Here is a 13,682-nt window from a genome sequence, read left to right on the forward strand (position 1 = left end):
TCTGCTGCTTAAAACTCAGGGGTGTACTTGACCGTCAGCATGAAGTTGCGCGGTTCGCCGTAGTTGTTGCTGCCATTGAGCTGGTTGAAGCCGGCGACCCAGTACTTCTTGTCGAACAGGTTGTTGGCGTTCACTGCCAGGTTCACTTCCGGCGTCAGCTGGTAGGCCAGGCGCGCGCTCCATACGGTGTAGCCGGGCACGGTGTAGGTGCGCTCGTAGCCCAGGGTGTGGCTTTGGCTGGTGAAGCCCAGGCCGGTGCTCCAGCGCTGGCCGTCCAGCGGCAGGGTGTAGTCGGCCCAGGCGCGCAGCATGTGCTTGGGGGTCCACTGGCTGAATACGCGGCCTTCGTTATTTGGGTCGTCGAGGAACTTGGTGGTGTTGTAGGTATAACCTGCGAACAGTTGCAGGCCGCTGAGCACCTCGCCGCTGATCTCGGCCTCGATGCCCTGACTGCGCACCTTGCCCGCTGCGGTGGAGCAGTACCCGCCATCACAGGCAAAGCCCGAGGCCACGTCGGTAACCGCGCGGTTTTCCTGGTCGTAGCGGAACAGCGCCAGCGAGGCGTTGACCCGGCCGTCCAGCAACTCGCCCTTCAGGCCCGTTTCGTAGTTGCTGCCGATCACCGGCTTGAGAGGGGCATTGCCGAGGGCGCGCTCGGTCTGCGGGACGAAGACATCGGTGTAGCTGGCGTACCAGGCCCATTCGCGGGTCAGGTCGTAGACAAATCCTGCATACGGTGTCACTTCCCCTGTTTCGGTCATGTGGCTGGTGGGGTTGACCTGGCCTGGGTTGAGGCCGCGGTAAGTGGTAGTGGCATAGCTGTAGTCGAACCAACTGACACGCGACCCCAGAATCAGCGTCAAACGGTCAGTCGGCTTGACCCGCCAAGCACCGTACAAGCCTTTTTGGCGGATATCATAGGCGCTGCGTTCGGAACGCCCGAAGGGGGTTGCAAGCAAGCTGTCGCGGCTGGGTTCGGGACGATCATGGTCGATGTCAAAAATGTTGTCATTGCCACCAAAGGTGCGCCAGTAACCATCATCGGTGGTCAGCTTGGAGTAGTTGCCACCGAGGGTCACCTCGTGGGCCAGGGGGCCGGTGTCGAAGTGCCCCACCAGGTTCATGTCCAGGCCCAGTTTGGTTGAGTGGAAGTCTGTGATCCAGTCGGCATATTCGAGGCCACTGCCGTCAGGCTCCAGGCCTTCCAGCACCGTTTGCGTCCGTTGATGGGTGGACGTATTGGTTTCGCCCATACGCAGGGCTGCAGCCTTGAAGGTCCAATCGTCGTCGAAGCGGTGCTCAAGGTCCAGGTAGTAGGTGGTGACGTCAGTCTGCGCCCGGTTCCAGCGGGCGCCGGTGAAGGTCGAGCGTGGCAGGTCAACCGGTTCACCGGTGGCATAGCGAGGGATGCCACGCAGCATCGGCCGCGACTGCTGGCGGTTGTAGCTGATGCCGGCACCCACGGTGGTGGCGTCGTTCAGGTCGATGTCCAGTGCGCCATACAGCGAGTGCGATTTGCTCCACTGGTAGTCGATGAAACTGTCGCTCTGGTCCTCGTCAGCGACAAACCGACCGCGCACACGCCCATCGGCGGTCAACGGGCCGCCAGCGTCCAGTTGCAGGCCATAGTGGTCCCAGGACCCGGCCTTGCCGGTGACGGTGACCGTCGGGGTGGCCTGGCCACGCTTGCGCACGAGGTTGATCGCGCCGCCGGGGCTGCCGGTGCCTTGCAACAGGCCCGAGGCGCCGCGCAGCACCTCCACGCGGTCGAAGAACACCAAGTCCTGGGTTGCCCAGTTGCCCAGCGAGTAGGTGTTGCGTGGAATCGGCACGCCGTCGTACTGCCAGTCGTCGATCTGGAAGCCGCGCGAAGTCACCACCACGCCAGGGCCGATGCCCTGTGCGCCGACGATCCCGGTAGTGTGGTTGAGTGCATCCTGCAGGTCGGTGATGCCTTGGTCGTCCAGCTGTTTACGGGTGATCACCGTTACCGACTGGGGGATTTCCTTGAGGCTGTGGGTGCCTTTGCCAAGGGTCACCGCACGGGCTGCGTACGAGCCACTGCCTTCGCTGGTGGCATCCAGGTAGTTGTCGCTGATGCTGGTACTGCCAAGCTCCAGCACGTCGGTCTCAGGGTTGGCCGGGGCGACGCTGAAGTGCCCGCTGCTGGTGAGCCGCAATTGCAGGCCGCTACCGGCAAGGGCGGCTTGCATGGCTTGCTCGGCGCTCATCTGGCCGACCACCGCTGGCGCGTGCTTGCCACGCACCAGTTGCGGTTCGAGGGCGATGATGTAGCCGCTCTGGCTGGCGATCCGGTTAAGGGTGGTAGCCAGGCTGGCGGGCGGCAGGTCGAACGCCAGGGTCTGCACCTGGGCATGGGCGTTGAGGCTGGTCAGGGCGACGACGAGGGGCAGGGCGCGGGGCCAGAGGTTGAGCACAGAATTCTCCCGAATGAAGTGGCTTGTCAGGAGATAGGTGGGATGAGAAACGAAAACCGGACACGTCTGCGAATGATTTTCACAAATATTTTCATTTATTGTGCTCGGGGCCGATCAACAGCAGCCACGGGCCATAGCGCTCGACGCTGATCGGCAGGGCCTCGGCCAGGGCCGCCAGCGCCTGCTGTGGCTGGTCCAGCGGGAATACACCTTGCACGCGTATGTCACATACCGCTGGCGCTACCCGGATATAGCCCCGCTGGTACGGGCGCAGCGCATCGACCACGGCATGCAGCGGTTCGTCGAGCACTTCCAGGCGGCCCTGCAGCCAGGCTGCGCGTTGTTGTTGCTCGCCATCCAGACGCTGGAGGCCATCGCTGCGCAGCAGTGCTGCCTGCCCCTGTTGCAGGTCTTGCCAGCGGCCATCGGGCAGGCTGGCGCGCACGCTGTGCTCGAACACCACAACGCGGGTGGCGTTGGCTTCCTGGCTCACCAGGAAACGGGTGCCCAATGCCTGCACCTGCCCTTGCGCCGTGCGCACCCGCAGCGGCCGGCGCGGGTCTGCCGCGACCTGGATCAACAGCTCTCCGCGGCGCAGTATCAGCAGCCGTTGGTTGGCATCGAAGTCCAGGTCGACGGCACTGCCACTGTTGAGGCTCAGGCGGCTGCCATCGGCCAAGGTGAAGCTGCGCCGCTCGCCACTGGCGGTGTGCAGGTCGGCCAACCAGTTTTGCGCCCCGTCGCTGCGCCAGCCGCCCCAGGCTGCGGCAGCAGCGACGCTCAGGCCAGCCAGGGCCCCTAGCACTTCGCGTCGGGAGTGGGTAGGGGCGAGCAGGACCTGGCGCGCATCGGCGGCATGCCCGGGGGCGCGCCGGTCCAGCGCGCGCAACGCGGCAAACGGGCTGCCGACGCGCTGTTGCAAGCGGTCCCAGGCACGTTGGTGCGCGGGGTCCTGGCGCAACCAGTGGGCCAGGCGTTGCAGCAATGCCTCGTCTGGCGTGCCGGCCTTCAGCGCGACCATCCAGTCGATGGCCTGCTCGCTTATCGGGTCCAGGCCGGCTGCGCTCATGCTTGCACCTCGCACAGGTAGCACTGGCGCAGGGCCTGCTTCATGTAGCGGCTGACGGTGCGTTCACTGATCTGCAGCCGGGCGGCGATGTCGACATAGCTCATGCCGTCGAGCTGGCTGAACAGGAAGGTGGCCTTGACCACGGCGGGCAGACCGTCCAGCACCTTATCGATGGCCACCAGTGCCTCGATCAGCAGCAGTTGCTCTTCGGCCGAAGGGGCGACTGGCTCTGGCAGCAGTGCCAAGCGTTCGAGGTAGGCCTCTTCGAGTTGGCGGCGGCGATGCCGGTCGAAGATCAGCCGCCGGGCGATGGTCGAGAGGTAGGCGCGCGGCTGCTGGATGCTGTCCGGGTCGACACGCGCGCCGAGCATCTGGCAGAACGCTTCGGCCGCAGTGTCTTCGGCGTCGGCGCGATTGCGCAGGCGTTTGAAGATGTGTTGGAGCAGCCAGCGGTGATGGTCGCTGAAGAAGAAGCCCAGCTTACGGGTCGAGGTGCTGTCCAACGCCTGGCATCCAGTTGTGAGTGTGAATCGTTCTCAATGGTAACTGGGGAGTCTGGTGGGTAGCAATGGGGGCGTGGGTCTTCGGGTGTACGGCTGGGGTTTGGTGGTGGGGCGGATATCGAGCGCCGCCCGCGCGGCGCTCGATTGCAGGTACACCACATAGCCCCAGCCATGCACCTGAAAGCCTCACACCCACCCTAGTCCACCAATCAAACCGGCAAGCTCTGATAAGCCGTCTCATCCCCAGGGCTGCGGTCAAACTGGCGCTTGTACTCGCGGCTGAACTGCGAGGTGCTCTGGTACCCCACCCGGTGCGCCGCCTGCGCCACGCCAAGGCCCTCACCAATCAGCATCTGCTGCGCCTTGAGCAGCCGCAGGCGCTTGAGGTACTGCATCGGCGCCATGTCGGTGCAGCGCTTGAAGTGTTCGTGGAAGGTCGACACGCTCATGTTGGCACGCGCAGCCAGTGCCTCGACACTCAGTGGCTCGGTGTAGTGTTCGCGCAGGTGGGCGAGGGCGGCGCCGATGCGGGCGAAATGCCCCTGCTGCTCGACCAGTGCCCGCAGCACCCCGGCCTGCGGGCCGCGCAGCGCGGTATACAGCACTTCGCGCACCCGTGCCGGGCCGAGCACCTTGGCATCCAGCGGGTCCTGCAGGCACTGCAGCAGCCGCTCGACACTGTCGCGCATGGGCGCATCCAGGGCCGCCGACGTCATCGATTGCGGGGTCTGCGCCTGTACGGCGGCATCCGGGGCCAGGTCCATGCTTTGCACCAGTTCACCGAGCACGCCACGGTCAATGTCCACCGCCACGCCAAGCAGAGGCGCATCACCGGTGGCAAAGGTTTCACACATGAACGGCACCGACAGCGCCTGGACCAGGTAGTGGCCGGCGCCGTACTCCAGGGTGCGTGGCCCCAGGCGCGCGAGTTTGCTGCCCTGGGCCAGGATCATCAGGCTCGGCTCGTAGATCTGCGGGCTGCTGGCCACATAGTGGTCCCAGCTCAGCACCTGAACCTGGGGCAGATGTGTGGGGACGAAGCCCGGACGCGTGGCGAGGCGGCGGATCAGCGCGCAAAGGGGGGCGTTGGCGTCGACGTGGCGGGTGAGCTGCATGGTTAACCTGGGCAGAGAATCAGACAGTTGCATCATCGCAGATTGACGGTCTAGCGTCAGATGCTGGCAGGCAACTCCGGAGAATCGGGCATGGATGCCGGAGAATCTGCGGTGGGCGAGGCGGAGCATGACGCGCAGAATGCGCCGCCTGAATCGTTTCACTTCTCTGCGAGGTCCCGCATGTACACCGCCATCGGTTATGCCGCCCAAACCCCGACCAGCCCACTGGCCCCCATGACCTTCGAACGCCGCAGCCCGCGCCCGGACGACGTCGCCATCGACATCCTGTATTGCGGCGTGTGTCACTCCGACATCCACCAGGCACGCAACGAGTGGGGCATCGCCGTGTACCCGCTGATGCCGGGCCACGAGATCATCGGCCGCGTCACCGCCGTGGGCGACAAGGTGTCTGCACACAAGGTTGGCGACCTGGTAGGCGTCGGCTGCATGGTCGACTCGTGCCGCCACTGCGAGGCATGCGCCAAGGACCTGGAGCAATACTGCCTGGAAGGCCCGACCATGACCTATGCCACCCCGGACCGGGTCGATGGCAGCAACACCATGGGCGGCTACTCCAGCAGCATCGTGGTCAGCGAGCACTTTGTGGTGCGTATCCCCGCCGGCATGGACCTGCCCAGCGCCGCGCCTATCCTGTGCGCCGGCATCACCACCTATTCGCCGCTCAAGCACCACGGTGTAGGGCCGGGCCACAAGGTCGGCATCCTGGGCATGGGCGGCCTCGGCCACATGGGCATCAAGCTGGCCAAGGCCCTGGGCGCGGAAGTGACCTTGTTCACCCGCTCCCAGGCCAAGGCCGAAGAAGCCCGCCGCCAGGGTGCCGACCATGTGATCGTGTCCACCGATGACGAGCAGATGCGTGCTGCGGCCGGCCATTTTGACTTCCTGCTCGACACCATCCCGGTGCAGCACGACCTCAACCCGTACCTGGAAACCCTCAAGTTCGATGGCGTGCACATTCTGGTCGGCCTGATCGAACCGATCGACCCGGCGGTGCACGCGGCCAACCTGGTGCTCAAGCGCCGGGTACTGGCCGGGTCGTTGATCGGCGGTATCGCCGAGACCCAGGAAGTGCTGGATTTCTGTGCCGAGCACGACATTCGTTGCGACATCGAAATGCTCGATATCCGCAATATCAACCAGGCTTACGAGCGGATGATTGCCGGCGATGTGAAGTATCGCTTCGTGATCGACATGGCCACGCTTCAGGGTTGATCCACGGCTTGGCCTGCACTGGCCCTTTCGCGGCGTTGCCCGCGAAAGGGCCGGTGCAAATTTACCAGACCAGCGCCTTGTCCCACCCCTTCCAGAACAACCACCGCCGCACTTCGCCATGCGCGCCGGTGCCGATCTGCCATTCAGGCCGCCCGCTGCCCAGGGCAATCACCGAAATGAAGCCGGCATGGCTCGCCGCAACCAGCGTGCGCCCGTCCGCGCTGAGGTCCATGGCACTGATGGTCGAACCCAGGTAGTGCTGCCAGTGTTCCGCGCCATCCTCGCCAAAGGCCCGCAAGTAGCCGTAGGCGTCACCGACGATATACTCGCCATCGCCTGCGACCCCAGCGTAAACCCGCGCCCCATCCTGTAGCAGCGGTGTGCGTGGGTCTTCACTGTAGTAGTCGGTATCCAGCCCCGGCAGGTCGGCCACGCGCACCCCGAGCGTGCCGCCGTTGTAGAAGTGGCAGGCATTGACGATCAACTGGTCGCCGCGGCGGTTGAACAGGGCGAAATGCGGGTACTCACCCCCTGGGCCTATCTGTGCCACCAACGCCAACTGATCGTTCAACACCAGATGGCGGCTGCTCTGCTCGCCGACCACGATCAGGCGCCCATCCGGCGACACCGCACCATGCTCCATGGCCAGGCCCAAGGCGATATCGTCCGGGTCGGTGCCTTCGGCCAGCTCTTCGAGTATTTGCGATTGGCGCGGCAGCAGCCGGGTGGCGCCTTCGGCCGCCAGCAGGAAGATGCCCTCGGCGCTCACCAGCAGTACCCGTTGGCCCTGGGCGAAGGGCACCAGCGTGGTGGGTGTCGGCGGCAGGTCGAAAGGGTCGAAGGGGTAACCGGCTGGCAGCCCCTCCAACCCACTAGGCCAGGGCAGCCGGGCGACCTGCGGGCCGCCCCAGCCATCGGTCACGCGCACGCCCTCGGCGTTGGCCAGGGCAAAGTAGCGGCGTTGCGGGCAACGGCCGAAATGCTCGATACCGATGACCGGCGTCACGCCCTGCTGATCGATGCGTACTACTTGGCCCTTTTCATAGGGCATGCCAATGCGTGCGAGCAGGCTGCCGTCGTCCAGCAGCAAGACATTGCTGATACCTTGCCCATGCGTGTCGAGCAATGGCACCAGCGGCAGGTGTGCTGGCGGCCAGGCCGTGCGGAAGGCCTGGCGTTGCTGTTCGTCTACCCCCGGCTGGTTGATCGCTTGCAGGGCGGCCTGCCAGGCGTCGAGCAAGTGCTCGGTGGCCGCGTGCTGGGGTTCTTCGAGGTCATCCCAGCCCTGCTCGCAGCCTTGCGCGACGTAGCGGTTGATGGCCTGGGCGTAGGCGGTGACCGCCTGCTGCCACTGCTGCTGGGGTTGTTGCTTGTCCATGGGCGGATCGGGCTCCTTGTTCCGCTTGCAGTTCACACAAAGCGCGCATGTTACGCGCAATGTGCGCGGGTTGTGAGGCCTGGTATTGACGCGTACCATGCCGGCATTCCTTCCAATAACAAACCCGTGCCTCAGCGCGGCCGATACTTGGCCCCTGACGCGCGTCTTTTCGCCATGCCTGCGGAGCATAGAATTCCACCCATGAACGGACCCATACCCACCGACCTGCCGCCGACCACCGGTGGCGGCAGCTGGCTGAGCGTCATTGCCCTGGCCTTGGCGGCCTTCATCTTCAACACCACCGAATTCGTCCCGGTGGCGCTGCTCAGCGACATTGGCCGCAGCTTCGACATGAGCACGGCTCAGGTCGGCCTGATGCTGACCATCTATGCCTGGGTGGTCGCCCTGGCATCGCTGCCGATGATGCTGCTGACCCGCAACATCGAGCGACGGCGCCTGCTGTTGTTCGTGTTTCTGGTGTTCATCGTCAGCCACCTGTTGTCGTGGCTGTCGCAGAGCTTTGCCATGCTGCTGGTGAGCCGCATCGGCATCGCCCTGGCCCATGCCGTGTTCTGGGCCATCACTGCGTCGCTGGCAGTGCGCGTGGCGCCGCCTGGCCAGCAGGCCAAGGCACTCGGCCTGCTGGCCACCGGCACCACCCTGGCGATGGTGTTGGGTATTCCACTGGGCCGCGTGGTAGGGGAAGCCTTGGGCTGGCGGGTAACGTTCCTGAGCATTGCCGGGGTGGCATTGGCCACCATGCTTTGCCTGATGAAGTCGTTGCCGCTGCTGCCAAGCCAGAACTCCGGTTCGCTACGCAGCCTGCCGATTCTGTTCAAGCGCCCGGCCCTGGTCGTCACCTACCTGCTGGTGACGCTGGTGATCACCGCACAGTTCACTGCCTACAGCTACATCGAACCCTTCGCCCTGAACGTGGCGCAGATCAGTGGCGAGCGCACTACGTTGTTGCTGCTGTTGTTCGGTGGCGCCGGGGTGTTCGGTTCGGTGCTGTTCAGCCGCTACAGTGAGCGTTTCCCCCAAGGCTTTCTGGTGGGTTCGATCGGCCTGCTGGCGGCTTGCCTGCTGTTGCTGTTGCCGCTGTCGGGCAACTTCTACGTGTTTTGTGCGTTGAGCATGTTCTGGGGCGTGGCGATCCTGAGTTTCAGCCTGTCGTTGCAGTCCAAGACCTTGAAGCTGGCGTCCGATGCCACTGACGTGGCCATGGCCTTGTTCTCGGGTATCTACAACATCGGGATCGGCGGTGGGGCACTGCTGGGCAGTATCGTCAGCAGCCAGATGGATGTGGCCTATATTGGCCTGGTCGGAGGTTGTGTGGCGGTGGTGGGGTTGGCCCTGGCCTTCGCCAGCACGCGGCGCTTTCGCGAAGCCTTGGGCACCTGATTGACCGTGCCGGCCGCTTCGTGGGTTTGCCCGAGAAGCGGCCGGCGCAGCCACCATCAAATTCAACCAAGCAGCGCCGCCCAGGCCGACACCAGCAACATCCCCGCCAACCCTCGGTTGAACCACAGCAACCGCGCAGGGGCCTGCAACCAGCGTGCACTGCCCACCCCCAGCAGCGCCCAGGCCGTCATGCACGGCAGGGCAATCAGCAGAAACACCAGCGCCAACTGCCATACCGGCAGCGCCGGCGCGGCAAATACCCCGATCACCGCCACTGCCATCATCCACACTTTCGGGTTGACCACTTGCAGCGCAGCTGCGCTGAACGCATCGAAAGGCTTGTCTGCGCTGAGGTCCAAGGGCTGCCCGGCGCTGCGCAGAATGCGCCAGGCCAGCCAGCTCAACCACAGCACGCCCGCCCAGCTCATCAGTTGCTGGGCCAGGGGGTGACGCAGTAACAGCTCGCCCAGCCCCAGCCCGACCAGCAGCACCACCGCCGCCGCTGCGCCACAGCCGGCCAGGATGGGGGCCACGCTTGCGCGCAGGCCCTGCCGTGCACCGTGCGCCAGAATCAACAAGTTGGTCGGCCCCGGGCTGATGCTGGCAACCAGGGCGAAGAGGATGAAGGGCAATAACGACTGCGACATGACACAAAGCTCCGAGGGGTCGAAGCACCATGTTCGCCGTCAGGCTGCCGTCAGTCTGGAAGGTTTGAGCAACGCCTGCGGTAGTCGGCCGGGGTCAACCGATAGGCCCGGCGGAACCAGCGACCCAGGTGGCTCTGGTCGGCAAAGCCCAGCGCCATGGCCACTTCAGCGGGCGTCTGGCCTTGGGCGAGCAGGCGCCGGGCGCGGGCCAGGCGCAACTGGATCAGGTAGGCGTGCGGTGCCAGGCCGAACGCGGCCTTGAAGGCACGGGTCAGGCGAAAACGGTCGACGCCACAGGCCTGGGCCAGGTCTTCCAGGCCGATGTCACGGTCCAGGTGGGCATGCAGGTAGTCACGTGCGCGCTGAGCGGTCAGCGGCAGGCGAGGGTCCGGGTTGAGGCGTTTGCGCCAGTGCAGGTGGCGGGTCAGGCAGGCGAGCAGGTCGTCCATGGCCGTCTGGCGGACGATGCGCAAGTCCTGATTGTGTACGGTGTGAAAGGCCAACCGGGTGGCCTGTGCCAGGCGCGCGTCGTGGCACAGGGTATCGGCAAAGCTGGGCAGGCTGGCGCTGGGTGCATGCTCGAACAGCGTTCGTAACTGGTCTTCGAGCCATGCAGGCTCCAGGTACAGCGTCGAGTAGGTAAAGCCTTCCTCGGTCGGCGCGAGGCCGTCGTGGAGGTCGCCGGGCTCCAGCAGAAACACCTGCCCCGGCGTGCTGCGATGGCGCACCCGCCGGCAGTTGAACTGCTGCACGCCTTGCTCGGTGATGCCAACCAGAAAACTGTCATGCCAGTGGGGGTCGTAGGCATGCCCGATGAAATGCGCGCGGACCGACTCGATGCCGGTGTCGGCGTCTTGCTTGAGGTCGATCCAGTTGCTCATGGGGGCAGCCCGTGGGTAAAACGCTACCTTAGCGCAAGTGCCCGTATCAGTCTGGAACGATTGTGCAGCCCTTGTTCAGCAGCCGGGGCCGCAGGGCTTCGAAGCGCTCGCGCAGCCACAGGTGCAACTGCGTCACTGCCGGGGTCAGCTGCTTGCGGTGTGGGCAGACCAAGGTGACCGGCGTCGGCTCGCCCAGGTACTCGGGCAAGAGGATCTCCAGCTCGCCCGCCTCGATGTCGGCGCTCACATCCAGCCACGATTTATAGACGATGCCTTCACCTAGCAGGGCCAGTCGGCGGATCACGTCGGCGTCGTCGCTGACCAGCGGCCCCCGTACCTGCACGGTGCGGTTGCCCACCCGCCATTTGTCATACACCCGGTTCTGTTGCAGGTACAACAGGCAGGCATGTTGCTGCAGTGCCTCCGGTGTCTGCGGCCGGCCGTGGCGCGCCAGGTAGTCCGGGGAGGCAACCAGCACCCGGCGGTTCCAGTTGGCCAGGGGCAGGGCGATGTAGTTGGCGTCCTGGTTGAGGCCATAGCGGATGGCGATGTCCACCGGGTCGCGATTGAGGTCGGCCATCTGGTCGGACAGAAAGAAGCGCAGGTGCAGCGCCGGGTGCTCGCGACGGAACGCGCTCAGCCAAGGCAGCAGCATGTTGCGGCCCATGTCCGAAGGTGCCGAAACCTGGAGGGTCCCGCGCAAGGTACTGGCGTTGCCGTGCAGGTCCTCGCGGCCTTGGCGCAGGCTTTCCAGCACGTTCTGTGCCGTTGGCAGGTACAGCTCGCCCTCGGCGGTCAGGCGCAGGCTGCGAGTAGTGCGCGCGAACAGGCGCACGTCCAGCTCACGCTCCAGGCGCTTGATGGCGGCGGCCACCTGGCCTGGCAGCAGTTCGGCCTCGTGGGCGGCGGCTGTGAAGCTGCCCAGCACGCTGCTGCGCACGAACAGTTCGAGGTCGGCGATGCGTAGCATTTTCACTCCTGAGATGAAAGTGTTGCTGCATTGTGCCGGTTTTTCTTTTTTGCAGGAAAGATAACATGCGCGACAAATCCCATTCACCGCAGGAGTTGTTGCATGGATACCGTTTCCCTGGCCAAGCGCCGCTACACCACCAAGGCTTACGACGCCTCGCGCCGCATTCCTCAGGCCACGATCGACGCGTTGCTCGAGCAACTGCGCCACAGCCCGTCCTCGGTCAACTCCCAGCCGTGGCACTTCGTCGTCGCCGACAGTGCCGAAGGCAAGGCACGGTTGGCCAAGAGCACCCAGGACCGTTTTGCCTACAACTCGCCGAAGATCCTCGATGCGTCCCATGTGATCGTGTTCTGCACCCGTACCGAAATGCCCGAGGCTCATCTGCAGGCGCTGCTAGACCAGGAAGCCGCCGATGGTCGTTTTCGCGACGAGCAGGCCCGCGCGGCGCAGAACCAGAGCCGTCGCCATTACGTCGACCTGCACCGTTTCGACCAGAAAGACGTGCAGCACTGGATGGAAAAGCAGACCTACCTGGCCTTTGGCACCGCGCTGCTCGGCGCGGCGGCGCATGGCCTGGATGCCACGCCCATCGAAGGCTTCGACAGCAAGGTACTGGATGCCGAACTGGGCTTGCGTGAGCAGGGCTTTACCAGTGTGGTGATCCTGAGCCTGGGCTACCGTAGCGAGGGTGATTTCAATGCGGGGCTGAACAAGTCGCGGTTGCCGGCTGCGAAGGTATTTACCTTCTTGTGATAGCGCCAGGGGCCGCCGACCGGCCCCTGCTTTGCGCCTTACCAGAGCGCCAGCGAAGCCGCCGCTGTGACCCTGGCGAACACCTCGAGTGCTTTATCCACTTCGGCCTCGGTGCTGAAGCGCCCGATACTCAAACGCACGCTGTTGCGCGCCCGACGTTCATCCAGCCCCAGGGCCAGCAGCACATGCGAGGGCGCATTGCTCGCCGAGTTGCAGGCCGACGTGGTCGACAACGCCAGCTCACCGGCCAACGCGGCACTGTTGAAGCCTTGGCTATCGATACACAGGTTCAAGGTATGCGGGATGCGCTGCGTGGCACAGCCATTGAGGCTTACCGCCGGCAAGGCCAGCAACCCGTCGCGCAGGCGCTGGGCCAGTTGTTCGATGCGCTGGTGTTCACTGTCGCCCGGCTGGCCCGCCAGGGCGAAGGCGCTACCCATACCGACGATCTGGTGGGTTGCCAGGGTGCCGGAACGCAGCCCCTGCTCATGCCCACCGCCGTGCATCTGCGCGCGCATCAGTTCGCGGGCACGCGGGCCGACGTAGAGCGCGCCGATGCCTTTGGGGCCATAGGCTTTGTGGGCCGAGAACGACATCAGGTCCACCGCCATTGCCGCAAGGTCGATGGCCAGCTTGCCCACCGCCTGGGCCGCGTCCACATGCAACAGCGCCCCGTGGGCACGCACACGCTCACCAATGGCGGCGAAATCGGTCACGGTACCCAGTTCGTTGTTGACCGCCATCAGCGAGACCAGGCGGGTATCGGCGCGCAATGCCGCCTGCACGGCATCGGGCTGAATCAGCCCGCCCGCATCCGCTGCCAGGCGCGTGATGGACCAGCCTTGGCGCTCCAGTTCAGCGACCGTGTCGAGCACGGCCTTGTGTTCCAGCTGGCTGGTGATCAGGTGGCCCGGTTGGCCGATGCCTTGGGCGGTGCCTTTGAGTGCGAGGTTGTTGGATTCGGTCGCGCCCGACGTCCATACCAACTGATCGGCACGGGCGCCAACGCGTTCGGCCACCTGCTGGCGTGCCTGTTCCACCGCGTTGCGGGCAGCCTGACCATAGGCATGGCCACTGGAGGCGGGGTTGCCGAAGTTGGCGTGGCGGCCAAGGCAGGCGAGCATCGTTTCGATGACGCGGTCGTCAACGGGGGTGGTGGCGGCGTAGTCGAAGTAGAGCGGGGCGCTGGGCATGGGGTGGGTCCGTGTCTGTCACGTTGGATTCGATGATCGTTGGTGCAAGCGTACCCGCCCGTGGGCTGATGGTTTTTGTCTTATGCCTGGCTGATTGT

Annotated in this window: 12 protein-coding genes; 3 read left to right on the plus strand and 9 right to left on the minus strand. The window is 64.9% G+C overall.

Annotated elements, in window-relative coordinates:
• Nucleotides 1-8: 8 nt before the first annotated feature.
• From DJ563_RS03675 to DJ563_RS03690, 4 genes are all read right to left on the minus strand, one after another.
• Nucleotides 9-2,438 carry a TonB-dependent siderophore receptor gene (locus DJ563_RS03675; RefSeq protein ID WP_434518838.1) on the minus strand — a complete coding sequence of 810 codons (2,430 nt, stop codon included), beginning with the start codon at nt 2,436-2,438 and terminating at the stop codon, nt 9-11.
• Nucleotides 2,439-2,529: 91 nt separating this feature from the next.
• Nucleotides 2,530-3,507, minus strand: a complete 978-nt coding sequence (locus DJ563_RS03680; protein WP_434518839.1) for a FecR family protein — start codon at nt 3,505-3,507, stop codon at nt 2,530-2,532.
• Nucleotides 3,504-4,010 carry a sigma-70 family RNA polymerase sigma factor gene (locus DJ563_RS03685; protein ID WP_033698927.1) on the minus strand — a complete coding sequence of 169 codons (507 nt, stop codon included), beginning with the start codon at nt 4,008-4,010 and terminating at the stop codon, nt 3,504-3,506. Before DJ563_RS03685 ends, DJ563_RS03680 begins: the two co-directional genes overlap by 4 nt.
• Nucleotides 4,011-4,219: 209 nt before the next feature.
• Nucleotides 4,220-5,125, minus strand: a complete 906-nt coding sequence (locus DJ563_RS03690; RefSeq protein WP_186654868.1) for an AraC family transcriptional regulator — start codon at nt 5,123-5,125, stop codon at nt 4,220-4,222.
• A gap of 180 nt (nt 5,126-5,305) precedes the next feature.
• Between DJ563_RS03690 and calA the strand changes: the two genes are divergently transcribed.
• Nucleotides 5,306-6,358 (plus strand): vanillin reductase, encoded by a 1,053-nt coding sequence (gene calA / locus DJ563_RS03695; RefSeq protein ID WP_186655255.1) that lies wholly within the window; start codon nt 5,306-5,308, stop codon nt 6,356-6,358.
• A 61-nt stretch (nt 6,359-6,419) separates the two neighbouring features.
• Here calA and DJ563_RS03700 read toward each other — a convergent pair whose 3' ends face one another.
• Nucleotides 6,420-7,736 (minus strand): hypothetical protein, encoded by a 1,317-nt coding sequence (locus DJ563_RS03700; protein ID WP_434518840.1) that lies wholly within the window; start codon nt 7,734-7,736, stop codon nt 6,420-6,422.
• 201 nt (nt 7,737-7,937) lie between these two features.
• Between DJ563_RS03700 and DJ563_RS03705 the strand changes: the two genes are divergently transcribed.
• Complete coding sequence (locus tag DJ563_RS03705) at nt 7,938-9,137, plus strand: sugar transporter (RefSeq protein WP_033698919.1); 1,200 nt, start codon at nt 7,938-7,940, stop codon at nt 9,135-9,137.
• 62 nt (nt 9,138-9,199) lie between these two features.
• Here DJ563_RS03705 and DJ563_RS03710 read toward each other — a convergent pair whose 3' ends face one another.
• From DJ563_RS03710 to DJ563_RS03720, 3 genes are read right to left on the minus strand one after another with little or no spacing between them, the layout of a single operon-like run.
• Nucleotides 9,200-9,784, minus strand: coding sequence for a LysE family translocator (locus DJ563_RS03710; RefSeq protein ID WP_274098973.1), 585 nt, complete (start codon nt 9,782-9,784; stop codon nt 9,200-9,202).
• Nucleotides 9,785-9,834: 50 nt separating this feature from the next.
• Nucleotides 9,835-10,665: an AraC family ligand binding domain-containing protein gene (locus DJ563_RS03715; RefSeq protein WP_434518841.1), complete on the minus strand. Its 831-nt coding sequence runs from the start codon at nt 10,663-10,665 to the stop codon at nt 9,835-9,837.
• Nucleotides 10,666-10,711: 46 nt separating this feature from the next.
• Complete coding sequence (locus DJ563_RS03720) at nt 10,712-11,635, minus strand: LysR family transcriptional regulator (protein ID WP_033698913.1); 924 nt, start codon at nt 11,633-11,635, stop codon at nt 10,712-10,714.
• 102 nt (nt 11,636-11,737) lie between these two features.
• Here DJ563_RS03720 and nfsB point away from each other — a divergent pair, with 102 nt between their 5' ends.
• Entirely contained in the window at nt 11,738-12,391 is a 654-nt protein-coding gene (gene nfsB, locus DJ563_RS03725) for an oxygen-insensitive NAD(P)H nitroreductase (protein WP_274098975.1), read from the plus strand.
• A gap of 38 nt (nt 12,392-12,429) precedes the next feature.
• Here nfsB and DJ563_RS03730 read toward each other — a convergent pair whose 3' ends face one another.
• Nucleotides 12,430-13,584: a cysteine desulfurase family protein gene (locus DJ563_RS03730; RefSeq protein ID WP_274098976.1), complete on the minus strand. Its 1,155-nt coding sequence runs from the start codon at nt 13,582-13,584 to the stop codon at nt 12,430-12,432.
• Nucleotides 13,585-13,682: the final 98 nt, after the last annotated feature.

This window comes from Pseudomonas sp. NFX1 (genome assembly GCF_051123555.1).
GTDB lineage: Bacteria > Pseudomonadota > Gammaproteobacteria > Pseudomonadales > Pseudomonadaceae > Aquipseudomonas > Aquipseudomonas capeferrum.